Source organism: Nitratireductor aestuarii (assembly GCF_014641695.1).
Taxonomy (GTDB): domain Bacteria; phylum Pseudomonadota; class Alphaproteobacteria; order Rhizobiales; family Rhizobiaceae; genus Chelativorans; species Chelativorans aestuarii.
Genome location: NZ_BMIF01000006.1, coordinates 251,780 through 274,518 on the forward strand (window position 1 = coordinate 251,780; position 22,739 = coordinate 274,518).

The 22,739-nt window shown below is 60.2% G+C and carries 18 protein-coding genes; 13 read left to right on the forward strand and 5 right to left on the reverse strand.

Going from position 1 to position 22,739, the window contains the following annotated elements; translation table 11 throughout:
• Positions 1–8 precede the first annotated feature (8 nt).
• The 4 genes from IEX27_RS11780 to IEX27_RS11795 all read left to right on the forward strand — a co-directional run bounded on the left by IEX27_RS11780 (position 9) and on the right by IEX27_RS11795 (position 4,095).
• Positions 9–1,253, forward strand: a complete 1,245-nt coding sequence (locus IEX27_RS11780) for an arginine deiminase (RefSeq protein WP_188721246.1) — start codon at positions 9–11, stop codon at positions 1,251–1,253.
• A gap of 41 nt (positions 1,254–1,294) precedes the next feature.
• A complete protein-coding gene (locus IEX27_RS11785; RefSeq protein WP_188721247.1) occupies positions 1,295–1,789 on the forward strand; it encodes a DUF1269 domain-containing protein in 495 nt (164 codons plus the stop codon).
• 43 nt (positions 1,790–1,832) lie between these two features.
• A complete protein-coding gene (locus IEX27_RS11790) occupies positions 1,833–2,903 on the forward strand; it encodes an alpha/beta fold hydrolase (RefSeq protein ID WP_188721248.1) in 1,071 nt (356 codons plus the stop codon).
• Between the two features lie 142 nt (positions 2,904–3,045).
• Positions 3,046–4,095 carry a class I SAM-dependent methyltransferase gene (locus IEX27_RS11795; RefSeq protein WP_188721249.1) on the forward strand — a complete coding sequence of 350 codons (1,050 nt, stop codon included), beginning with the start codon at positions 3,046–3,048 and terminating at the stop codon, positions 4,093–4,095.
• A 61-nt stretch (positions 4,096–4,156) separates the two neighbouring features.
• Here IEX27_RS11795 and IEX27_RS11800 read toward each other — a convergent pair whose 3' ends face one another.
• From IEX27_RS11800 to IEX27_RS11810, 3 genes are all read right to left on the reverse strand, one after another.
• On the reverse strand, positions 4,157–4,900 hold the full coding sequence (locus IEX27_RS11800; protein WP_188721250.1) for a sulfite exporter TauE/SafE family protein: 744 nt from the start codon (positions 4,898–4,900) through the stop codon (positions 4,157–4,159).
• Between the two features lie 94 nt (positions 4,901–4,994).
• Positions 4,995–6,008, reverse strand: a complete 1,014-nt coding sequence (locus IEX27_RS11805) for an alpha/beta hydrolase (protein ID WP_188721251.1) — start codon at positions 6,006–6,008, stop codon at positions 4,995–4,997.
• Between the two features lie 52 nt (positions 6,009–6,060).
• Positions 6,061–6,894, reverse strand: a complete 834-nt coding sequence (locus IEX27_RS11810; protein ID WP_188721252.1) for an amidohydrolase family protein — start codon at positions 6,892–6,894, stop codon at positions 6,061–6,063.
• 181 nt (positions 6,895–7,075) lie between these two features.
• Between IEX27_RS11810 and IEX27_RS11815 the strand changes: the two genes are divergently transcribed.
• The 4 genes from IEX27_RS11815 to pyc all read left to right on the forward strand — a co-directional run bounded on the left by IEX27_RS11815 (position 7,076) and on the right by pyc (position 15,077).
• Positions 7,076–7,876 (forward strand): IclR family transcriptional regulator, encoded by an 801-nt coding sequence (locus IEX27_RS11815; RefSeq protein ID WP_188721253.1) that lies wholly within the window; start codon positions 7,076–7,078, stop codon positions 7,874–7,876.
• Positions 7,877–8,102: 226 nt separating this feature from the next.
• The gene (locus tag IEX27_RS11820; RefSeq protein ID WP_188721254.1) at positions 8,103–9,197 is read left to right on the forward strand and encodes a Bug family tripartite tricarboxylate transporter substrate binding protein; all 1,095 of its coding nucleotides are present in this window, start codon (positions 8,103–8,105) and stop codon (positions 9,195–9,197) included.
• Positions 9,198–9,303: 106 nt separating this feature from the next.
• Positions 9,304–11,286 (forward strand): tripartite tricarboxylate transporter permease, encoded by a 1,983-nt coding sequence (locus IEX27_RS11825; RefSeq protein ID WP_188721255.1) that lies wholly within the window; start codon positions 9,304–9,306, stop codon positions 11,284–11,286.
• A gap of 326 nt (positions 11,287–11,612) precedes the next feature.
• Complete coding sequence (pyc, locus tag IEX27_RS11830; RefSeq protein ID WP_188721256.1) at positions 11,613–15,077, forward strand: pyruvate carboxylase; 3,465 nt, start codon at positions 11,613–11,615, stop codon at positions 15,075–15,077.
• Between the two features lie 65 nt (positions 15,078–15,142).
• Here the strand turns inward: pyc and IEX27_RS11835 are convergent, their stop codons facing one another.
• A complete protein-coding gene (locus IEX27_RS11835) occupies positions 15,143–16,597 on the reverse strand; it encodes an aldehyde dehydrogenase family protein (RefSeq protein ID WP_188721257.1) in 1,455 nt (484 codons plus the stop codon).
• Positions 16,598–16,711: 114 nt separating this feature from the next.
• Here IEX27_RS11835 and IEX27_RS11840 point away from each other — a divergent pair, with 114 nt between their 5' ends.
• The 5 genes from IEX27_RS11840 (at position 16,712) to IEX27_RS11860 (ending at position 21,528) form a co-directional block, all read left to right on the forward strand.
• Positions 16,712–17,500 carry an SDR family oxidoreductase gene (locus IEX27_RS11840; protein WP_188721258.1) on the forward strand — a complete coding sequence of 263 codons (789 nt, stop codon included), beginning with the start codon at positions 16,712–16,714 and terminating at the stop codon, positions 17,498–17,500.
• A gap of 18 nt (positions 17,501–17,518) precedes the next feature.
• Entirely contained in the window at positions 17,519–19,159 is a 1,641-nt protein-coding gene (locus tag IEX27_RS11845) for a thiamine pyrophosphate-binding protein (protein ID WP_188721259.1), read from the forward strand.
• 32 nt (positions 19,160–19,191) lie between these two features.
• Positions 19,192–19,533, forward strand: a complete 342-nt coding sequence (locus tag IEX27_RS11850) for a cupin domain-containing protein (RefSeq protein ID WP_188721260.1) — start codon at positions 19,192–19,194, stop codon at positions 19,531–19,533.
• A gap of 53 nt (positions 19,534–19,586) precedes the next feature.
• The gene (locus IEX27_RS11855) at positions 19,587–20,276 is read left to right on the forward strand and encodes a GntR family transcriptional regulator (protein WP_188721261.1); all 690 of its coding nucleotides are present in this window, start codon (positions 19,587–19,589) and stop codon (positions 20,274–20,276) included.
• Positions 20,277–20,349: 73 nt separating this feature from the next.
• On the forward strand, positions 20,350–21,528 hold the full coding sequence (locus IEX27_RS11860; RefSeq protein WP_188721262.1) for a diaminopropionate ammonia-lyase: 1,179 nt from the start codon (positions 20,350–20,352) through the stop codon (positions 21,526–21,528).
• Positions 21,529–21,546: 18 nt separating this feature from the next.
• Here the strand turns inward: IEX27_RS11860 and IEX27_RS11865 are convergent, their stop codons facing one another.
• The gene (locus IEX27_RS11865) at positions 21,547–22,458 is read right to left on the reverse strand and encodes a LysR family transcriptional regulator (RefSeq protein ID WP_188721263.1); all 912 of its coding nucleotides are present in this window, start codon (positions 22,456–22,458) and stop codon (positions 21,547–21,549) included.
• Positions 22,459–22,739: the final 281 nt, after the last annotated feature.

Consider the following 22,739-nt stretch of genomic DNA (forward strand, 5'->3'; position numbering starts at 1 on the left):
GAACGGTCATGGCAGCAGAGGCCTTCGGAGTTCATTCGGAAGTCGGACGGTTGCGCAAGGTCATGGTCTGCGCGCCGGGGCGCGCGCACCAGCGGCTGACGCCCAGCAATTGCGATGCGCTGCTGTTTGACGATGTGCTCTGGGTTGAGAACGCCAAGCGCGACCATTTCGATTTCGTCACCAAGATGCGCGATCGGGGCATCGAGGTGGTGGAGATGCACAACCTGCTTGCCGAAACGGTGGCCGTTCCCGAAGCGAAGAAGTGGATCCTCGACAATCAGGTGGTGCCGAACCAGGTGGGTCTTGAACTCCTGGACGAGATCCGCAGTTATCTGGAAGAACTAAAGCCGCGCGATCTGGCGGAAACCCTGATCGGCGGGCTTTCAACGGTCGAGTTTCCCGAGCACGTCGGTGGCGAGACGCTGACGCTGATCCGCGACGCGGTCGGCGTCACCGAATACCTCCTGCCGCCGCTTCCCAACACGCTCTATACGCGCGACACCACCTGCTGGATCTATAGCGGCGTCACCCTCAACGCGCTGTTCTGGCCTGCGCGGCATGAGGAGACGATCCTTGCCGCCGCGATCTACAAATTCCACCCGGACTTCGCAGGAAGGGTGAATGTCTGGTGGGGTGACCCGCTGGCTGACCATGGACTTGCGACCTTCGAGGGTGGCGACGTGATGCCGATTGGCAAGGGCAATGTGCTCATCGGCATGAGCGAGCGGACGTCGCGGCAGGCGATCAGCCAGGTGGCGCTGTCGCTTTTTGAAAATGGCGCGGCGGAACGCGTCATCGTCGCCGCCATGCCCAAGCTGCGCGCCGCGATGCATCTCGATACGGTCTTCACCTTTGCTGACTGCGATTGCGTGCTGCTCTATCCGGATATCGTCGACAAGATCCACGCCTATTCCTATCGGCCGGGCGACAAGCCGGGAACGGTCGACCTGCATCGGGACGAAGGTTCGTTCGTCGATACCGTTCGCGATGCACTGGGATTGAAGCAGATGCGCGTGATCGAGACCGGCGGCAACGACTACATGCGCGAGCGCACCCAATGGGACAGCGGCGCCAATCTCGTCTGCGCCTCGCCCGGCGTGGTCTTCGCCTACGACCGTAATGTCTACACCAACACGCTGCTGCGCAAGGCCGGGATCGAGGTGGTCACCATCACGGGTGCGGAGCTTGGCCGGGGTCGTGGCGGTGGCCATTGCATGACCTGCCCGATCATCCGAGACCCGGCGGATTATTGAGGTGGCCTAGAATTTACATGCGTGAACAGGAGAGTGAGAACATGTCTGATCTCATTGCGATCGTCTATCCGACCGAGGAGACGGCCGAAGAAGTGCGCAAACGCATTCTGGAGTTGCAGAAGGAGTACCTGATCCAGGTCGGCGATGCCGTGGTGGCGACGAAGACCGAAAAGGGCGACGTCAAGCTCAACCAGCTGTTCAGCATGACCGCGGCAGGGGCTGCATCTGGTGGGCTTTGGGGAATGCTCGTTGGCCTCCTGTTCCTCAATCCGCTGGTGGGTGCTGCGGTTGGTGCGGCGAGCGGCGCACTCGGCGGCAAGTGGACAGACATTGGCATCAACGACACCTTCATGAAGGATCTGTCGGCAAGCCTGCAGCCGGGAAATGCCGCACTCTTCGTGCTGGTCCAGCATATGACTGCGGACAAGGTGCTGAAGGACATCGCCCATTATGGCGGTACGGTGCTGAAGACCTCGCTTAACGAGGAGAAGGAACGGGAGCTCAGGGACGCGCTGGCTGGCGCCGTCGCGGGTTGAGGACAGGGAAGCTTCCGGTCCGAGTTCAGGGCTTCCATTGGCCATGATGTTGCGTCAGACCATTCGCCTCAGCAAATCCCGGGATGGCACGGCAATCGCCGTCGCCTCCTGCGGGGCGGGGCCTGTAATTCTCAAGGCCGCTCATTGGCTGAGCCACGTGGATCACGATCTCGAAAGTCCCGTGTGGCGACCGTGGGTGGAGGCGCTTTCCGCCAATCATCGCTACGTACGGTATGATCCCCGCGGCTGCGGCCTGTCCGAAAGATACGTCGAGGATCTCTCCGTCGCGCGCTGGTACGAAGACCTGGAGGCCGTTGCGGACACGATCGATACGCCGCAGTTCATCCTCCTCGGCCTCTCGCAGGGCGGCGCACTCGCGATCAATTATGCACTCCATTATCCAGAGCGCGTGTCGCACCTCATCCTCATGAACGCCTACAGCCAGGGCGCCTGGACCCGGGCGAAAACCGATGCCGAGCGGCTCGAATGCGAGACACTGGTGAACTTCGTGCGCATCGGATGGGGGCGCGAAAATCCGGCCTTCTGCGAATTTTTCACGAACCTCTTCATTCCCGGCGGCACAGCGGAGCAGCACCGCTGGTGGGGCGAGCTTGAACGGCTGACCGCGAGCCCGGAGGTCGCCTCCCAGCTTCTCTACGAGATGCACAGGATCGATGTGCTGGACCTGGTAGGGCAACTGACGGTGCCTACTCTCATCCTGCATTGCCGGGGCGATGTCCGGGTTCCCTTCGGGGAAGGGCTGAAGCTTGCGGCTGCCATCCCGCATGCGGAGTTCGTGGCGCTCGACAGCCGCAACCACGTGCTCCTTCCATCGGAGCCAGCCTGGCGGGTATTTTTCGACCATCTGGCTCGATTTACGGGGCAGGCGCCAGCAAGGTCTTTGAACGGTCTTCGGCAGGCGACGCTGACGCCTGCCGAAGAAGCGGTACTGCGGCTGATGGCCGAAGGGCTCGACAATCGCGCCATTGCGGAACGTCTCAACAAGAGCGAAAAGACCGTCCGCAATCAGCTCTCGACAATCTTCGACAAGCTTGGTGTACGCAGCCGGGCGGAGGCTATCGTCTCGGTGCTGGGCAATCCCGGCCAGCATTAGGCTCGCGGGACAGCTGTCCCAAGGATCCTGCGTCTTTCTTCTCTCCTGCGGGACGCGTGACCCATGAAAGGCGCTTCCTCCTCAGCCAGTATCCCGGCCGCCCATGGGACAGAGCATGCCCATGGGAATTCAGGAGGAGATCATGAGAAATCTAGATGAAGCGAAGCTCAATGACTTTGTCGGCCGTCTGTTGGGCGATTTGGGAGGAGCCGTCAGCGTGCCGCTCGTGCGTATCGGTGACGAGCTCGGTCTCTACCGGACGCTGGACGAGATCGGGCCCTCGACGCCGAACCAGCTCGCCCAGGCCACGGGTTGCGCCGAGCGCTATGTTCGCGAGTGGCTGAACGCGCAGGCGGCCTCAGGCTATATCACCTATGAGGGTGGGCTGTTTTCGCTCTCGCCGGAGCAGGCGGCGGTTTTCGTGGACCCGAACAGTCCGGTGAACCTGATCGGTGGCTTCGACACAGCGGCCGCCATGGTGGAGAACCAGCCGAAGGTGCAACTCGCCTTCAAGACCGGCAAGGGTGTGGCCTGGGGCGATCAGGCGGGGTGCCTGTTCTGTGCGGTGGCGCGGATGTTCCGGCCGGGCTACGTGAATGCCCTCGTGCAGGAATGGCTGCCGGCGCTCGATGGCGTCGTTGACCGGCTGAAGAGCGGCGCAAAGGTTGCCGATGTGGGCTGCGGGCACGGTGTCTCCACCATCGTCATGGCCGAGGCTTTCCCGAACTCGACCTTTGTCGGCTACGACTTCCATCCGGGATCGATCGCGGAAGCGACGGCTCATGCCCGGTCCCATGGGGTCAGCAATGTCCATTTCGAGGTTGGTACGGCACAAAGCTTCCCGGGCTCCGACTATGACCTCGTGGCCTGCTTCGACTGCCTGCATGACATGGGCGATCCGGAAGCGGCGGCGCGTCACATCCGCTCCGTTCTCAAGACGGATGGTACGTGGATGGTGGTGGAACCCGCTGCAGGTGATAGCCTGACCGAGAACATCAACCCGGTTGGACGGCTCTACTATTCGGCGTCGACGATGATCTGCGTTCCCACCTCACTGGCGCAGGAGACGGGCCTCGCGCTCGGTGCGCAGGCTGGCGAACGGCGCCTGAGCGAAGTGATCAAGACCGGAGGGTTCAGGAACGTCCGGAAGGCGGCCGCCACACCGCTGAACATGGTTCTGGAGGCAACCTGACATCCGTTGCCAGGAAGTGACGTGGGCGGATTGCCAGCCGCCCGCGTCCCGTGTCGATGTCTCAGGCACTGAGAACCGCTGAGGTTCCCTGTACGAAGTAGGCGAACCCGATGCAGGTGACGATCATTCGGGTCCAGCTGCGGAACTGCAGGTCTGACATCCGATCGAGGACGAATTTTCCAAGCCAGGCACCGAGAAATGCCGCGGGGATGCAGAGAGCAACGGTGGTCCAGCCCATGGCGTCGAGCATCAGCGCCGCATTGATGTAGAAAACCACCTTGGTGAAGTGCGCGACAACCTGAATGGTCGCCTTCGTGGCGATGACTACCCGGCGGTCAAGCTTGGTTCTGATGAAGAACAGATCGATGAGCGGGCCTGCGCTTCCGACCATGACAGTCAATGCGCCACTGATCAGCCCGCACGCGAAGGCATGGGAGGGCCGAGAAGCATCAAAGGTCAGCCAGGATGCGGGGATCCATAGCAGAAGCGGCAGCAAGCCGATCACCATTAGGGCAATGGCCTTGTTGGGAGAGTACTGAACGGCAAAGAGACAGCCCATCGCCAGCAGCAGCCCCAGGCTCACGATCGCGAGGATCTTCAGGTCCAGATAGCGGCGGGATAGCCAGGCGCGGGACCCGTTTGAAACCATCTGGATAATGCCGTGGACGGCTATCGCGGTGCTGGCCGGCGCGACGAGGAAAAGAAACCACAGAAGGAGAAGCCCACCTGCCATGCCGAAGATGCCGGACAGGAAGGACGTCACCAGAACGACGGGTACCAGCATGATCAGGCTAGCGAGGGCCATCAGGAACTCCGGAGGATCTCAGGTATCCAGCCGGGATACCGAGGCAGGTCAAACTCAGATGCAGAAGGTACGCCGTCAATAACGCGTGGGCGGATCAGCTGTCTTCCTCAGTGTTGTTGCCTATAAAGGTGAGGATCCGGTTGACGGCTTCGGCACGCCCCGCACTGTCTCTGTCGACGATGACAAAATGGGTCATGTTCTCGGGCTCCCAGGTCTCGACGCGCGGTGAATTGACCAGATCTGCGACAAGCGCCTTCACATCGCCCGGACGCGAGAAATAGTCGAGCTGCGGTCGCATGATCAGCACATCGCAATAGACCTGGCTGGCGTGAATGAGCTTGTCGCCGCGCCCCATGTAGAAGCTGTCCTCCAGCATGCCGTTCGGACTTCTGTAGCGCGGTGGCTCATGGTTCGTGGAGGCTGGATCACCATCGATGAGCGCCTGGCGGAACGCTTCCGCCACCTTCGGGTCACGCCAGGAGTCCTTGTCCTCGACCGGGATGGACTGGGCCCATTTGGTCATGAGCATGTCCGGATCATTGAGGCTGTAGCCGCCATAATGCGCCTGATTGAAGTGGCCCGGTCTTGCTGGATCTTCCAGGGGATGATCACGATAGCGCGCATGCCCCTCGACGCCGCCATAAAGGACATTGTAAAGGACGAGATGGCTGACCTTTTCAGGCCAGAAGGCAGCGTACATCAAGACAACCGTCGCGCCGACGCCCCAGCCCATGAGGCCGACACGCTCGGAGCCGGTCGTGCGACGCAGTTCGTCCACGGCAGCATCGATATCCCGGACGATCTCGATGGAGCGAACCAGCGGGCGCGACTGGGAGGGATCTTCGTCCATCTCGCTCGACCGATCAGAGCCGCCAAACCCCCTTGCATCGGGGATGAAGCACGTGTGGCCCGCCAGGGCCAGGGTCTCGGCAAGCGAGCCACCCGGTGCGGGAAGGTCATATTCGCTGATGCCGGGAATGCGCGTTCCATGCATGAGCACCATCGGCGTCTTGCCCGGGACATGGGGTTCCGGGCGAACCTCCCTGACCGCGATGTTCACGCCGTCAACTGTGCGGACTTTGAAATCCCTGCGAGCTATCTTGGACACGCCAATATCTCCCCTGCTGTAACTTGAATAATGAGGTTTTCGCGGACGCGCTTCAGGAGAAGTAGAAACGCAAGGCTGTCTGGTCGATGGCTCGTCGCGTTTCCGCATCGGGAACAAACCGGCGGTAAAGCTCGATTGCCCCTTCATACGTCATGCTGTCTTCGAATGCAGCAAATGGCCAGTCACTGCCCCAGAGCAAGCGTTCGGTTCCCGCATGCTTCAGCAGGGTATTCGCTACTTGGCCGACGAATTCCGGATCACCCAGCCTGAACCCGCCTGAAAGCTTGACCCACGCGTTGCCCTTGTCGACTGCCCGTAAAACTTCGCGGAAGCCTTCGGCCTCAAGGCCGTCCGGTGCCGGCGGCCTGCCCATATGATCGATGACCAGTCTCGGCCCAGCATCCACGAGATGCTTGATGTAGTCCTGAAGCCTCCATCCCTCGTCATGCAGCTGAACGTGCCATCCGATGTCGGCGATGCGGCGGAAAAGACGCTGGTAGCTGTAGCTCGAAATATCCGGCGGGGTATCGACGTTGCGAAACTGCAGACGCACACCGACAACGCCTGCCTGATCCAAGGCTCGTAAGGCCGATGGATCAATATCAGGGTCAACGATGACGGTCGCCCGCAGACGCTTGGACGCCTTGAGCGCCTCGAGCATGTAATCATTGTAGTCGCCATACATGCTGGCAGCGGCCAGCACACCGAAATGCACACCCGCCTGATCAAGGGCTTTCAGATAGGCCTCGATCGGAGCATCGGCCGGCGGTTTGTGCCAGGCTGAATCCAGCATGGGCATGTCCAGCGTGTAGACATGCGCATGGGCATCCACCAAGGGAACCTCGGTGAGCGGTAACTGGCGCACAGGAATCGAACTGGAAGTCATCTGTGATTTCAATGCCTTGCTGCTATGGGCTAAAAACTTCGCACACTCGTTGCGATCAGGCCTAGCATTCGTTCTGTTTACTGGCAAGATAGTTTCTGCTATCAGAACAGCCAAAGGCTTCTTGCTGTCTCCACTTGCAGGTGGCTCAGCCTTTCGTGTTCTGATAGATGATCCGCGACCCGTGTCTTCATTTCTCAAGGTTGGTCAACCCAATATGCCTCCAGTCTCCAAGTCCCTGGGCCAGGGAACTCAGTCCGTCCTTCTTACGGTTGAAATTCTTGAGCAGCTTGCATCCAGCGCGGGACCTGTCGGCATCAGCGATCTTGCTCGCCAGATCGGCACGTCGAAGAGCCGGATCTTCCGGCACCTGCAGACGCTCGTCGAATGCGGTTTCATTTCCAGGAATGCGGATGGAGAGTATGAGGCTGGCAGTCGGCTGCTTACCTTCTGCCGTGCGATCAACGAGCGCTACGATCCTGTCAGCATCGCCGAGCCGATCCTCTACGGGTTGAAAGTGAAGCTTGGGCACACGGTCATCATCTCGCGCATCGTCTCCACGGGGATCTATGTGATCAAATCGATTTCCGGCGACTCCTCCATCGTGCTCGCGATGCGTCCGGGCTCCGTTCTCCCATTCGACCGCTCCGCACAGGGCCTTGTGGCATTGGCCTTTATGCCCGTCAGTGCCCGCAAGGACGACACGGAGTTTGCACGCGCCTACGAGCGCTTTGCACAGACTTCGCCTGAACAACTGGAGGTCATCCGGAAGCAGGGATGGGCCGCAGCGCAGATGCGCGAAGGACTGGTGGGGGTTGCCGCACCGGTTTTCGGGCGGTCAGGCAGACTGATCGCCACCCTCGGCATGCTCGATACTGCGGCGGCAATGAAGCCTGATTCAGTACAGGCGAAGGGAGAAGCCCTGGTCGAAGCGGCCGAGGCCGTTTCTCAGGGCCTGACGGCCGCAGGCGTAACCTCGATCTAGCATCCGGCGAACAACGACAGATCACCGTAATTTACCCGGTTAGGCAACGCTTGCGGCGTGAAATTAGCGTCGCTTGACGACTTTCCGTGCCCCTGTTACTGTTTCGATAGATGAATATATAGTTCCATCTACTAGAACATTCACGCATGGCCGTCTGGATCTGGCTCGCACCCATCGGGCGAGTACCTGAACCAACATGGTCGGCACCGTCTGGGGAGAAGACGAGATGATCAGCAGAAGACATTTTCTGGAAGGAGCGGTTGCAGCGGGGGCGTTGGCTGCATTGCCATCGGTTGCCGGAGCGCAGGAGGGCTTCTCCCTTGCAGGCAAGACCGTGGAGTGGACCATCCCCTTCGGTGAGGGTGGCGGCAATGATGCCTGGGCACGCTTCTTTGCTCACTATCTGGGCAAGTACCTGCCTGGCAATCCGAACGTGATTGTCCGCAATGTCCCCGGTGGCGGCTCCATCACGGGCACCAACTCATTCGCACAGCGTGCGCCCAACGACGGCCTGTCGCTGCTTGGCGTTTCTGGCTCCACGCAGTTTCCCTACCTTCTGGGCGACAAGCGTGTTCAGTATGACTATCGCGATTTCACGCCCGTTCTCGTTTCGCCCACGGGCGGAGTGGTCTACATCCCCCCAAGTTTTGGCGTGAAGGACGTGACCGAGCTTCCGAAGCTCTTCGACCGCGAACTGGTCCTTGCCAATACAGGTCCAACATCGCTCGACCTGGTGCTGATGCTGGGCTTCGAGATGATTGGCCTCAAGGTGCGCCACGTCTTCGGCATGTCCAGTCGTGGCGAAACCCGTCTGGCATTTGAGCGCGGCGAGGCGACGGTGGACTACCAGACCTCATCGAGCTACCTCGCCAATATCGTGCCTCTTGTCGAGGCGGGGACTGCGGTGCCTCTCTTCACGCTCGGCGCGCTGGATGAAAACGCGAACATCGTCCGGGATCCGACCTTCCCCGATCTGCCCCATTTCCTCGAAGCCTACGAGATGGTTCATGGCAAGGCTCCCGAGGACGGACCGGAACTGAAGGCGTTCGTCGCGTTCTTCAGCGCGGGCTTCCCCGCCCAGAAGATGGCGATGCTGCACAACACCAATCCGCCCGAAGTCATCGAAGCCTACCGCACGGCCTTTGCGAAAGCAGTCGCAGACCCTGAGCTGCAGGAACGCAAGGGCGACATTCTTGGCGACTACACGCAGGCAACGGGAGAGGCGGCGGACGCGCTCTTCGAGGTTGCCACGACGATTGACGAGGAAGCCAAGACCTGGGTGCAGAACTACCTGCGCGAGCGTCACAGCGTCCAGCTTTGATTGGCCCTGACTGACAACTGACAACGCTATGTCCGGGGAAGCCTCAGGGTTGCCCTGGGCATGGCGTTTTTCCCATACATCTGCAGAACATTCCGGAGCGGTCTTCATGCTAGAGGCCCTGACACATTCGCTGGTGACGCTGTTTGCTTTCGAGCACATGCTGTACCTGCTTCTCGGTACCACCCTCGGCTTCTTCATCGGCCTTCTTCCGGGACTGGGAGGGATCGTCGGCCTGTCGCTGATGCTGCCCTTCATCTACGGGATGGATCCGATCTCGGCCTTCGCCTTGCTCGTAGGGCTCCTCGCTGTTCTGCCGACATCTGACACGTTTGCTTCCGTCCTGATGGGAATTCCGGGGTCCGCCGCATCGCAGGCCACGGTTCTCGACGGGTTCGCCTTGTCAAAGCGGGGCGAAGCTGCCCGGGCACTATCTGCAGCCTTTAGCGCATCGCTGGTCGGCGGACTTTTCGGCGCAGCAATCCTGACGGTACTGGTGATCGCCGCAAGACCGCTCATCCTGAGTTTTGGTTCGTCTGAGCTCTTCGCCATGACCCTATTCGGCCTGTCCATGGTCGGCGTTCTTTCCGGTTCCAGTCTGGCAAAAGGTATTGGCGCCTGTGCACTCGGCCTCGTCTTCGGATCGATTGGTGCGGCGCCCGCGACCGGCGAATACAGAATGGACTTCGGCTCCATCTATCTCGGCGACGGCATTCCCCTCATCGTCGTGGCGCTGGCAGTCTTTGCGTTGCCGGAGATTGTGGATCTCATCCGCAAGAACCAGGCGATTTCCGGCTCTGGCCATATGGGCACGGGCTTCATGCGTGGGGTTCGTGATACCATTGCCAACTGGTGGCTGGTCCTGCGCTGTTCGGGCATCGGCGCCATCGTCGGCGTCATTCCCGGGCTTGGCAATTCAGTCGTCGACTGGATTTCCTATGGTCATGCCGTCCAGACCAGCCGCGACAAGAGCGAATTCGGCAAAGGCGATATCCGTGGCGTCATCGCGCCTGAATCCGCCAACAACTCAACGACGGGTGGCGGCCTGTTTCCGACGCTTCTGTTTGGCATTCCCGGATCCGGCGCGATGGCGATCTTCCTTGCAGGCATGGTGCTGCTCGGCGTGCAGCCCGGCCCCAGCATGGCCGATCCGAACAAGAACCTGCACCTGACCTATACAGCCGTTTGGTCGCTGGCGCTCGCCAATGTGTTCGGCACGATCATGTGCATCATCTTCGCGCCGCTGATCTCCCGGATCACGACGATCCGCTACACGATCATTGCCCCGTTCATGATTTTGATCATCACCTTCGCGGCCTTCCAGTCGACTCGCAGCCTCTATGATCTTGTCGCCCTGGTGGGCGTTGGCCTGATCGGCATCATGCTTCGCCGCTTTGGCTGGCCACGCCCTGCCTTCCTTGTGGGATTCGTGCTGGCGACCCAGCTGGAGACTTACTTCTACCACGCCGTCCAGTTTCACGGCACAGGCTTCCTGCTGAAGCCGATGCCACTTCTGATCATCGGGCTTTCCGTCATTTCAGTCTGGGTGGCCATTCGCAAGCGTCCGGAAGGCGCGACGGGCAGGATCGAGACCGAGGGTTCTGGAGCGGGAAGCGCAGCAGCGGGGTCCATGCTGCCGCAGTTGCTGTTCACAAGCCTCATCGCGATAGCACTGGCGTTCGCCATCTATGAAGGTGCACAACGCTCTTTCCTTGGCGGCATTTTCCCCATTCTGGCTGGTGCGGCAGGCTTGCTGGCCGTCGTCTGGGTGCTGATCCCGCAGGCAAGGAACAGCTTGGGCAGCAACGTCAACTATGACACCGAGGCAAACAGCGGCGAAGTCAGCATGTGGCCGATCCTGACATGGTTCGCCGCACTCATAATTGGCGTAGCGCTCGTCGGCTTCGTGATCTCCATCACGCTCTTCTTCATCTTCTTCTGCAGAAAGATCAGCAAACTGAGCTGGCCAATGAGCCTCGTGCTGACAGCCGCCGCCATTGCCGGGATGCTGGTTCTGGCCAACGCCTTGAACCTCGTCTTCCCAGGTGGAGTTCTGCAGAACATGTACAATCTGCCCTGGCCTTTGCGATAGGACGAGTGGAGACGGATAATCCGGTGGCGTTGGTAGATTTCATAGCGCACACCATCAATGTTACCGATCGGGACGTCCCGATCGGGAAGTCATATTTCGATGTACGGTTCGGTTGACATGGATGCGAGCCGGGTGATTACCTAGCGACAGTGAGCAATGGACCTCACTGCAGCCTTCCTCGTCCCAAGAACGATAGGAACCCTGCCGATCGTCAGTATTGATGTCGTAGCGCCACCTCGTCGCCAGAACGACAAATGTCACCAGAGTTTCTCTCAAGTTTCCGCGGGACATTTGTCTTCCAGTACGCAATGAACCTGGATCACCAAATGGCCATTCGTAAGCTTCTCGTCGCCAATCGTTCAGAAATTGCCATCCGCGTCTTTCGCGCGGCCAATGAGCTTGGGATCCAGACCGTCGCCATCTGGGCGGAGGAAGACAAATACGCGCTGCATCGCTTCAAGGCGGACGAGAGCTATCTGATCGGGCGCGGCCCGCATCTGAAGAAGGATCTTGGCCCGATCGAGAGTTATCTGTCGATCGATGAGGTGATCCGGGTGGCCAGGCTCTCCGGCGCGGATGCGATCCATCCGGGCTACGGGCTGCTGTCTGAAAGCCCGGAATTCGCCGAGGCCTGTGCCGAGAACGGCATCATCTTCATTGGCCCGAAGCCGGAGACGATGCGAAGGCTCGGCAACAAGGTAGCCGCGCGCAATTTGGCGGTCGAGATCGGCGTGCCAGTCGTGCCGGCCACCGAACCGCTTCCCGATGACATGGACGAGGTGGCAAGGCTCGCTGCCGGTGTCGGCTATCCCCTGATGCTGAAGGCTTCCTGGGGCGGAGGCGGACGCGGGATGCGCGTCATCCGCTCCGAAGCCGATCTTGCCCGCGAGGTGATGGAGGCAAAGCGCGAAGCCAAGGCAGCCTTCGGCAAGGACGAGGTCTATCTGGAAAAGCTGGTCGAGCGCGCCCGGCACGTCGAGGTTCAGGTGCTAGGTGACACCCACGGGAATGCCGTCCATCTCTACGAGCGCGACTGCTCCATCCAGCGCCGCAACCAGAAGGTGGTTGAGCGCGCGCCGGCGCCGTATCTCAATGACGCCGCGCGCCAGGAACTCTGCGGCTACGCCCTGAAGATTGCCGAGGCGACCGACTATGTCGGAGCGGGAACGGTCGAGTTCCTCATGGATGCCGACACCGGCAAGGTCTATTTTATCGAGGTCAACCCGCGCATTCAGGTCGAGCATACGGTCACCGAGGCGGTGACGGGCATCGACATCGTCAAGGCCCAGATACGCATCCTGGAGGGGGCTGCGATCGGATCGCCTGCGTCAGGCGTGCCGGCGCAGGAGAAAATCAGCCTGCACGGCCATGCCCTTCAATGCCGGATCACAACCGAGGATCCGGAGCAGAATTTTATCCCGGACTATGGCCGCATCACCGCCTATCGCTCGGCGGCGGGCTTCGGCATCCGCCTCGATGGGGGCACCGCCTATACCGGCGCGATCATCACCCGCTATTACGATCCGCTGCTGGTCAAGGTGACGGCGTCGGGCGGCACGCCCGAAGAAGCAATCGCCCGCATGGACCGCGCGCTGCGCGAGTTCCGCATCCGTGGCGTGGCGACGAACCTCACCTTCCTCGAAGCGATCATCGGCCATCCGAAGTTCTGCGACAATTCCTATACGACGCGGTTCATTGACGAGACTCCGGAGCTATTCAGCCAAGTCAGGCGGCAGGACCGTGCCACCAAGCTCTTGACCTATCTCGCCGACGTAACCGTCAACGGCCATCCGGAAACCCGCGGCCGTCCGAAGCCGAAGAAGGACGCAGCGCGGCCACGCGTGCCCTATATCGAAGCGCCCGTGCCTGAAGGCACGAAGCAGCTGCTCGACCAGCTGGGACCGAAGAAGTTCGCCGAGTGGATGCGCAATGAAAAGCGGGTGCTTGTCACCGACACAACAATGCGCGATGGCCACCAGTCGCTGCTGGCGACACGTATGCGCACTTTTGACATCGCCGGTATCGCCAGCGTCTATGCCCGAGCGCTGCCACAGCTGCTCTCGCTTGAATGCTGGGGTGGGGCGACCTTCGACGTGTCGATGCGCTTCCTGACCGAGGACCCTTGGGAGCGTCTGTCCAAGGTGCGGGAGGCGGCGCCGAATGTTCTGTTGCAGATGCTGCTGCGCGGCGCCAATGGCGTCGGCTATACCAACTATCCGGACAATGTCGTCCGCTACTTTGTCGGGCAGGCCGCACAGGGCGGGGTCGATCTCTTTCGCGTCTTCGACTGCCTGAACTGGGTCGAGAATATGCGTGTCGCCATGGACGCGGTGATCGAGGAAGGCAAGCTCTGCGAGGCGGCGATCTGCTACACGGGCGATATCCTGGATCCGAACCGGGCCAAGTACGACCTCACCTACTACGTCAATCTGGCGAAGGAACTGGAGGGGGCAGGGGCGCATATCATCGCGCTGAAGGACATGGCGGGGCTGCTGAAGCCTGCTGCCGCCAAGGTTCTGTTCAGGGCATTGCGGGAAGCGACGGATCTGCCGATCCATTTCCACACGCATGACACGTCAGGCATCTCGGCAGCCACCGTTCTGGCCGCCGTCGATGCCGGTGTTGATGCAATCGATGCGGCGATGGACGCGTTCTCGGGCGGCACGTCGCAGCCCTGCCTTGGCTCCATCGTCGAAGCGCTGAAGGGTGATGCCCGCGACACCGGTCTCGACACGGAATGGATCCGCCGCATCTCCTTCTACTGGGAAGCGGTCCGCAATCAGTACGCAGCCTTCGAGAGCGATTTGAAGGGACCTGCCTCGGAAGTCTATCTGCACGAGATGCCGGGCGGCCAGTTCACCAATCTCAAGGAGCAGGCGCGGTCGCTGGGGCTGGAAACCCGCTGGCACGAGGTTGCCCGCGCCTACCACGACGCAAACCTGATGTTCGGCGATATCGTCAAGGTGACGCCCTCGTCGAAGGTGGTCGGCGACATGGCGCTGATGATGGTCTCGCAGGAGCTGACGGTTGAAGACGTGCTCAACCCGGCTCGCGACATCGCCTTCCCGGATTCTGTTGTCTCGATGCTGCGCGGCGACCTTGGTCAGTCGCCGGGCGGCTGGCCGGAGGCGCTGCAGAAGAAGGCGCTGAAGGGTGAGAAGCCGATCACCGCGAGACCGGGCTCTCTGCTTGCCGATGCGGATCTTGTGGCCGAGCGCAAGGAGATCGAGGAGAAGCTTGAACGGCAGCTCAGCGACGCCGAGTTTGCCTCGCACCTCATGTACCCGAAAGTCTTTGCGGATTTCGTTACAGCGCAGTCCGAATACGGGCCGGTCAGCGTCCTGCCGACGCCGTCCTACTTTTACGGCATGGCGCCGGAAGACGAGATCTTTGTCGAACTTGAGCGGGGCAAGACCCTGGTGATCCGCTGTCTTGCTGTCGGCGAGACCGACGACCAGGGCATGGTGCCCGTCTTCTTTGAACTCAACGGCCAGCCCCGCCGGGTCAAGGTGCCGAACCGCACCAGCGGTGGCGCTGCCGCCCGCGTCCGCCGCAAGGCAGAGGCTGGCAACGCCGCCCATGTCGGCGCGCCCATGCCGGGGGTGGTCTCCGCCGTCGCGGTCGTGGGAGGACAAAGCGTCAAAGCGGGTGACGTCCTGCTTTCCATTGAGGCGATGAAGATGGAGACTGTGCTCCACGCCGAACGCGACGGTGAAATCGCCGAAGTGCTGGTCAGGGCGGGCGAGCAGATCGACGCCAAGGATCTGCTGCTGGTCTTTCAGACCAAGTAATCCACCAAGGCAAACGGCCGCCGAGATGGCGGCCGTGGGTGATGATTTGCCGGTTGGGCCTGGTGTTAGCTCAGGGGATGGTGGATGCAGATATTCTTGATTTGCTGATAGGCGGCGATTGCCTCCAGTCCCTTCTCACGCCCGAAGCCGGAGAGCTTGTAGCCGCCGAAGGGAAATTCAACGTCGAGGCCGACACCGAAGGAATTAATCCATACCTGGCCGACGCGGAGCTTCTCGCCCAGCCCCAGCGCCTTGTTGATGTTGGTGGTGTGCACGCCTGCCACCAGGCCAAAGGGTGAGTCATTGGCGATGCGAATAGCTTCGTCGGGCGTGTCGAACGGGATCACCGTCAGTATGGGTCCAAAGACTTCCTCGCGGGCAATCCGCGTTTCGTTGCTGGCGCCGATCACCAGGCCCGGGCGGACGAACGCGCCCTCAGCGAGTGCCGTATCGGACGGAACATCCGCACCGAGGAGAAGTTCGCCGTCGCCACGGGCAACCTCGTAGTACCGTTCGACGTCGTCGCGATGAGACGTGTTGATCAACGGTCCCATATCCGGGTCGTCAACGCCGGCACCCAGACGCATGGATTGGATATGCTGATGCAGCCGCTCCACCACGTCATCGTGAATGGAACGCTCGACGAGCAAACGCGTACCCGCATTGCACACCTGTCCGGCATGCGTAAGGAAGCCGCCTGCAATGATCGGAAGCGCCTTTTCCATCTCCGCGTCGGCAAACAGGACTTGAGGCGACTTGCCGCCCAGCTCCATGTTGGTCGGGATTGCATGGCTGGCGGCGGCTTCCATCACGCGCTGGCCGGTTGCCACGGAACCTGTGAAGGTGATCTGATCGACACCTGGATGACGGGCCAGCAGGTCGCCTACCAGCGAGCCCCTGCCATTGATCAGGTTGACCTGCCCCTCCGGCAGCCCTGCTTCCCGGCAGATCTTCAGGAATTCATACGCCGTGACTGGGGTCTCCGTCGCTGGCTTGATAATGACGGAGCAGCCTGCAGCAAGGGCAGGCGCCACACCGCGTGCAATCAACTGGAATGGGTAGTTCCATGGAATGATGTGCAGGCTGACGCCGATTCCCTCGCGCACCGTCCAGTCGCTGTAGTTTGGTCCAAGCGGAATTGACCGTCCCTGCAGCTTGTCAGCCGCACCTCCATAAAACTCGAAGAAGCGCGCAGAACAATCCACTTCCCAATAGGCGTCACGGAGCGGCTTGCCGCTATCCTCACTTTCAAGACGCGCGATCTCATCACGTCGTTCGAGCATCAGCTCGCCAATCCGGTGCATGATCCGTGCACGTTCGAAAGGCCGCATCCTGTTCCAGGGGCCTTCGTCAAACGCGCGCCGTGCGGCGGACACGGCCAGATTGACTTCCTTTTCTCCAGCTCTTGCAAAGCTGGCAACCACTGCACCGGTAGCCGGATTGCGGCTTTCACCAAAACCGTCCGAAGCTTCCGAATATTCCTTATCGCCAATTACGAGTGGGATGACAGGTGCGCTCATACGTTCGTCTCCTCGACAATATGCGGGAAGTGTATACAGACAAAAAAAGATTGTCGACACAAATTGACAGGCTGTGCGCATGTTGCTAGCAATTTGATATTCAAGGAGGGCATCATGGAGCTAGGTCTGAAGGGCAAGAGAGCCCTCATCACAGCGGCGTCGCGAGGCTTGGGTCGCGCTTCAGCGCTGGCGCTCGCAGAAGAAGGAGCGCGTCTGGCCGTTGCCGTGCGCAACGTGGACAAGGCTCAGGAATTTCTCGACGCGCTGCGCGCAGCTGGAGCCGAGCAGGCCGAGGCCGTCCATATCGACCTTTGCGAGCGGAGCACGCTTGCGTCAGGTGTCGAGGATGCTGCTGCCAGGCTGGACGGCCTTGATATCTTCATCGGCAATACCGGCGGGCCTGCGGCCGCTCCATTTCTTGGTGTTTCGCGCGAAGGGTGGGAGGCTGCGCTTGGTGAAAGCCTGTTGCCGTTGGTCGAGCTCACCCATGCGGTTCTTCCGCATATGCGCCGCAACCAATGGGGCCGCATCATCTACGTGACGACCGTCGGCGTGAAGATCGTTCAGCCGAACATGGTGCTTTCCGACTCCATCCGCCTCGCGGTCGTGGGTATGGCCAAGTCGCTCTCCATCGAATTCGCCCACGAAGGCATCATGGTGAATTGTCTATGTCCGGGTCCGTTTGCGACCGACCGGATGGAATATCTCGTCAATGCAAGTGTCGAGCAGCATGGATTGTCGCGTGTGGACGCAGAGAAGCTGTGGCTGAACGAGGTGCCTGTCGGCAAGTTTGGTGATCCGGCAGACTTTGGCGCTTTCGTTGCCTTGCTTGCTTCAGAGCGGGCAGGGTTTGTGACCGGAACAGCCATTGCACTCGACGGCGGTAAGTCCCGCGCTTATTGATCAAGGATTGGAAGCCTAATGGATAATCAAGCTAACGGCGGGACTGCCATTGTCAGGTGGCTGAAGAACGCCGGCATCAAGAATGTTTTCTCGGTTTCGGGTGGCCCCATCAACCCCATCTATCAAGCCTGTGCCCATGATGGAGTGCAGCTGGTCCATGCACGCCATGAGGCAGCCGCAGGATATATGGCTGAGGCGGCGGCCAGAGTCTCAGGTAACCCCGCAGCGCTCGTCGTGACGCTAGGGCCTGGCGTGGCCAATACGCTGACACCGGCAGTTGTCTCCAATCTCGGCGGAACGCCGCTGCTCATCATCGGCGCGCAGTCGGCAACAACGTCGGCCGAGCGTGGCGCCGGCATGTCTTTCGAATTGCTGCCGGCAATGCGCAGCGTTACAAAATGGGCGGCGCGCTGCACCGACCCCAACCGGCTTGCAGAATATCTGGACATTGCATGGCGCAAGATGTGGGCAGGGCGCCCCGGACCGGTATTTCTTGAAGTACCGACCGATGTTCTGCACCAGCCGATCAGCATCGGTCTAGAAAATATTCTGCCATCCGGACCAACGAAACCAGTGAAGCCTGGTCTTAGTCCGGCAGATGCCGACGAATTCCTGCGAAAATTTTCTGCAGCGAAGCGTCCAATACTCTTGCTTGGTGATGATACGTTCTATGATCCCAGCGAAAAGCTTCAGAGCGCCATCGAAAAGCACGGCATTCCCTTCTTCACCCTGAGGCTTGCCCGCGGCATCGTTGATGAGCGCCATCCATTGTGTGCAGGGCCGGGATATACGCCCTGCAACTCGAGCCTTCGGTCCGCACTTCAGGAAGCAGATCTCATCATTCTTCTTGGACATCATTTTGAGTTCGACCTCGATTTCGGGTCGGCCATCCCCGTGACGACCGAGATCGTGCAGGTCGCGATGGACCAGGAGCTGTTGCACCGGAATCGGCGCGCCAGTCTCGCCATTGCGGCGAGTTCGTCTGCGTTTGTTGAGCTCCTTGCACAGGCCGACACGCCATCGTTCGACGAAGCCTGGACGCGTGGCGTGGTCGAGAGCTGGAATGCCGAATTCGCAGCCCAGGAGGGTGAGGATGACCAGACCGGCCTGCATCCGATCACTGCGGTGGACGCTGTCCGGGAAGCCATGCCGGACAATACGATCTTCGTGACGTCGCACGGCAATATCGATTTCTGGGCCGACGCGCGGCTCAAGATCCCCGCACGCGGACGATATCTGCGTGCCGGACAGTCGGGAACGCTCGGCGCCGAAGTGCCTTACGGTGCAGGCGCGAACTTCGAGGATCCCGACGCACCAGTGGTCGTGTTCGTGGGTGATGGCGGCGTTGGCTACCACGTGACGGAGCTCGATACGGCGGAACGCTATGGCCGCGCCTTCACGATCGTCGTGCTTGATGACCAGCTTTGGGGCGCCATCGCGCTGCCACAGGACATGAAGTACGGCGAGACCTATGCAATGAACCTGCCCCGGCGTGACTGGGCCAAGGTTGCCGAGGGGCTGGGCGGCAAGGGCTTCATCGCCACCACGCCTGAAGAGATCGCATCGGCGGTGCGCGAGGCGCATGCCTCTGGCAAGCCGGCAATTGTCCAGGTTCCGGTACGCTCGGTGCTCAGCCCGTACATGGCCTACATTTCTTAGACAGAAACGTCCGATCAGCAAGGAACAAGCCGATGAAGATCTTCAAGGATGGGCACAAGACCGGCATCACGCCGCCCAACCATTTTGGTGGCCTGAACGTACTGGACATCGTTCCGCTCGCGGGCAGTGACTTTTCGGTTCAGGTGTCCAAGGCTCCCAAGGGCGGTGGTGGCGAGTTGCACCATCACGACGACCTGATCCAGGTGTTCTACATCGTCGACGGCGCTCTTACCTTCGATACGGGCAAGGAGCGTTTCACCCTGCAGAAGGGCGAGGCTGTTGTGTTCGAGCAATACGATCCCCACTACACACTGAATGAGCAGGAACAGGAGTGCACAAGTCTGGTTATTTCTTGTCGCATCCCTAAGAATTGACGCGCGCCTGACGCGGCAATAGAAGTCAACGCCGCGGTTTCTAGGAGCACTACATGGCCTCGACTGAAGCACTTGAAAGTCAAAATACGGAAACGTCTTCAACCAATCTCATCAGGGCGTTGGAGGATGACATCCTGAACGGCGCTCTTCGCCCCGGTGACAGGTTGGATGAGCAGGCCATTGCAAGGCGGTTCAATGTCTCGCGAACGCCGGTGAGAGAGGCATTGCGTCACCTGGCTTCAAGCGGGCTGGTCGAGATCCGTCGCAATCAGGGGGCACTGGTTCGCAACCTCACCACCGCTGAACTTCTGGAGATGTTTCAGGTCATGGCTGAGCTGCAGGGTCTTGCTGCACGGCTCTGCGCACGCCGGATGTCGCGCAGCGAAGTTGCGACCTTGAGGCAGCTCAACGAGGCCTGTGAAAAATACGCTGACGAAGACAAGCATGAAGACTTCTTTCAGGCCAATGTCGATTTTCATCAGTGCATCGAGAACGGGGCCCGAAACAGCTTCCTCATGGAAGAGAATGCGAAGCTTGCCAAGCGGTTGCGGGCCTATCGCTGGCACATGACGTTTCAGCCCAGGCGGATGGTCAACTCTGTCGCCGAGCACTATCGCATCGTCGAAGCGATCGAGCAGGGTGATGAGGAAGCTGCCCACAAGCTGATGCGCACACACGTCGATCTGTTGGCAGGATCAGCAACGGACGTATTGATCGCGCTGGAAACGAAGACCCGCAGCTAGCGGAGTTCTGGACCTGCTCCAGGGCTTCGGTTGCGGCATGCTTCGGCCACGCACTATTGTTTTGGAGACAGGAATGCAGACTCTGGATGTTGTACCGAACACCTCCGTTCACAGGAATGAAAAGCTGGATGCTGCCCAAAGTCTGGCTGTAGGCAACGGCGCACCGGCTGAGGTCCACCGCTTTCTCGGTGCGTTTCCGGATTATGCTGCAACACCTCTTGTCGACCTTCCCGGCCTTGCCGGAGCCCTGGGGCTCGAGAAAGTATCGATCAAGGATGAAAGCACCCGCTACGGCCTTTCCAGCTTCAAGGCGCTGGGCGGAGCATACGCTGTTGCCCGTCTGGTCCACCGCTTCCTTGAGGAACGGCTGGGGCGCAAGGTAGATCCTGCCGAAATGCTCGGTGAGGAGTGCCGTAAGATTGCATCCGAGTTGACCGTTTGCTGTGCGACAGATGGAAATCATGGCCGCTCGGTCGCTTCCGGGGCCCAGAAGTTCGGCTGCCGTTGCGTCATCTTCCTGCACAGCGGTGTCAGCGAAGGGCGCGAGAAGGCTATCGCCTACTACGGCGCTGAGATCCGTCGTACTGACGGCAATTACGATGACTCCGTCGAAGAGGCGGATGTGACCTCGAAGCGGGAAGGATGGGTCACCGTTTCCGACTTCGCCCGTCCGGGACAGGAGGAAGTGCCCTCCCTGGTCATGCAGGGCTATACCCTCATGCTGGAAGAGATCCACGAGCAGGCGAAGGAACCCTTCACGCACGTGTTCGTGCAGGGCGGCGTAGGTGGTCTGGCAGCCGTTGTGGCGGGAAATTTCCTAGATCGTCTGGGTGATCAGCGTCCCACACTCGTCGTCGTGGAACCGGACAGGGCCAATTGCCTTCAGCTGAGCGCGAAGGCCGGCAAGCGCCTCGCGATGGAGGCAGGCGAGCCTACAGTCATGGCCATGCTCGAGTGCTATGAGCCCTCGTCGTTCGCCTGGGATATTCTCGAAAAGTCTGCGGATTACTTTATCGCTGTCGAAGACAGCTGGGCGGTGAAAGCTTTGCGTGATCTTGCGCGGCCAGCTCACGGCGATCCTGCACTGACGATCGGTGAATCCGGTGGGGCGGGATTGGCAGGATTGCTGGCAGTTCTTGACGATGAAGAGGCCACCCGTAAGCTCGGGCTAAACGCGCAGTCGCGCGTATTGCTGATTGGCACTGAAGGCGCCACGGACCCGGAGCTCTATCAGCAACTTCTGGCCGGATAGTCTGGACACCTGACCCGGTCAGAACAGGCCGTCCGGCGCAAAGGCTTTGGGTAGGAAATCTGCAAAGGCCTTCACCGCCGGCCGCATGGGATGATTGCGCTCAAGGCGTAGGCTGGTCACCCGCACCGACGGCAATTTCTCTACGATCGGCCGTGCGGTGACCCGACTGCCATCATAGGTCACCGAGGTGCCGGGAAGCGCATTGTGGATCGTATAGCCGCGGTTGTGCCCAACAAGGCCGCGGATCAGTTCATACGACTTGGACCTGTAGACGATGAGGGGATCAATCTCCGCGATGCGGAAGAGGTTGAGGAAGTAGTCACGGGAGTGGGGAAGGTCGAGCAGGATGAACGGCTCGTCCTGAACCTGCTTCAGGCTGATGCGCCTGTGCTGTGCCAGCGGATGACCCGCAGCAATGAGCAGGTAGGGCGGCAGCTCGACCAAAGTTTCTCCGGTGATCTCTGGTGGGAGCGCATATGCATAAGCAATGGCTATCTCCATGCGGCCAGACAGGAGGCCATCGATGATCTCCTGCTGGTTACCCTCTTCCAGTTTGATGGTGACGCTCGGATGCCGCTGCGAGAAGGCTGCGAGCAAAGCCGGCATGTAGCGAGTGGCGAGCGTGCCGAAGCAGCCGACGGTAATTTCGCCAGCCACGCTCTTGCCCATGGTCGAGACGGATTTCTCGAAATCGTCAGAATGTTTGAGAAGCAGCCGGGCTTCGTGGACGAAGCGGGAGCCGGCGGCCGTGAGAGAGACACCGCGGGCATGGTGGCGAACGAAGATCTGCGTCCCAAGTTCCCGCTCCATTTCTGTGATAGCGCCGGATATGGCCGGTTGGGAAATGCCAAGCTGCTTCGATGCAGCTGTAAGACTGCCGAGGTCTGCCGTGACGACGACGTAGCGCAGGGACCGTAAAGAAATGTGCATAACTTTTCCCGATCCAAAAACTCCAATAATGCGATTTTACAACTGTAGCAGAATGGGGGCACTCTGCTAGCTGTAGTTCGGTGATAAAGTCTAACAATAAGGGGATGACGCCGAAAAATCGGCGCACCGGACAGAAAATGGGAGCGGCAGAGGTGTAAAGGATGGTCAGCTGAAGACCATCAAATAACGCGCTAAGTGTTTAACCTTTCGATTCCTCCCTTTTTCAGAGCTCGTTCACACGCATCTTCGAAAGGGATCACGATGAGCAAAATGGGAGTTCT

Coding starts and splice junctions, on each gene's coding strand:
- IEX27_RS11865 (WP_188721263.1), bottom strand. CDS start 22,458: ATGCACATTTCTTTACGGTCCCTGCGCTACGTCGTCGTCACGGCAGAC.
- IEX27_RS11855 (WP_188721261.1), top strand. CDS start 19,587: ATGGCCTCGACTGAAGCACTTGAAAGTCAAAATACGGAAACGTCTTCA.
- IEX27_RS11825 (WP_188721255.1), top strand. CDS start 9,304: ATGCTAGAGGCCCTGACACATTCGCTGGTGACGCTGTTTGCTTTCGAG.
- IEX27_RS11850 (WP_188721260.1), top strand. CDS start 19,192: ATGAAGATCTTCAAGGATGGGCACAAGACCGGCATCACGCCGCCCAAC.
- IEX27_RS11840 (WP_188721258.1), top strand. CDS start 16,712: ATGGAGCTAGGTCTGAAGGGCAAGAGAGCCCTCATCACAGCGGCGTCG.
- pyc (WP_188721256.1), top strand. CDS start 11,613: ATGGCCATTCGTAAGCTTCTCGTCGCCAATCGTTCAGAAATTGCCATC.
- IEX27_RS11845 (WP_188721259.1), top strand. CDS start 17,519: ATGGATAATCAAGCTAACGGCGGGACTGCCATTGTCAGGTGGCTGAAG.
- IEX27_RS11780 (WP_188721246.1), top strand. CDS start 9: ATGGCAGCAGAGGCCTTCGGAGTTCATTCGGAAGTCGGACGGTTGCGC.
- IEX27_RS11860 (WP_188721262.1), top strand. CDS start 20,350: ATGCAGACTCTGGATGTTGTACCGAACACCTCCGTTCACAGGAATGAA.
- IEX27_RS11835 (WP_188721257.1), bottom strand. CDS start 16,597: ATGAGCGCACCTGTCATCCCACTCGTAATTGGCGATAAGGAATATTCG.
- IEX27_RS11790 (WP_188721248.1), top strand. CDS start 1,833: ATGATGTTGCGTCAGACCATTCGCCTCAGCAAATCCCGGGATGGCACG.
- IEX27_RS11800 (WP_188721250.1), bottom strand. CDS start 4,900: ATGGCCCTCGCTAGCCTGATCATGCTGGTACCCGTCGTTCTGGTGACG.
- IEX27_RS11795 (WP_188721249.1), top strand. CDS start 3,046: ATGAGAAATCTAGATGAAGCGAAGCTCAATGACTTTGTCGGCCGTCTG.
- IEX27_RS11820 (WP_188721254.1), top strand. CDS start 8,103: ATGATCAGCAGAAGACATTTTCTGGAAGGAGCGGTTGCAGCGGGGGCG.
- IEX27_RS11785 (WP_188721247.1), top strand. CDS start 1,295: ATGTCTGATCTCATTGCGATCGTCTATCCGACCGAGGAGACGGCCGAA.
- IEX27_RS11810 (WP_188721252.1), bottom strand. CDS start 6,894: ATGACTTCCAGTTCGATTCCTGTGCGCCAGTTACCGCTCACCGAGGTT.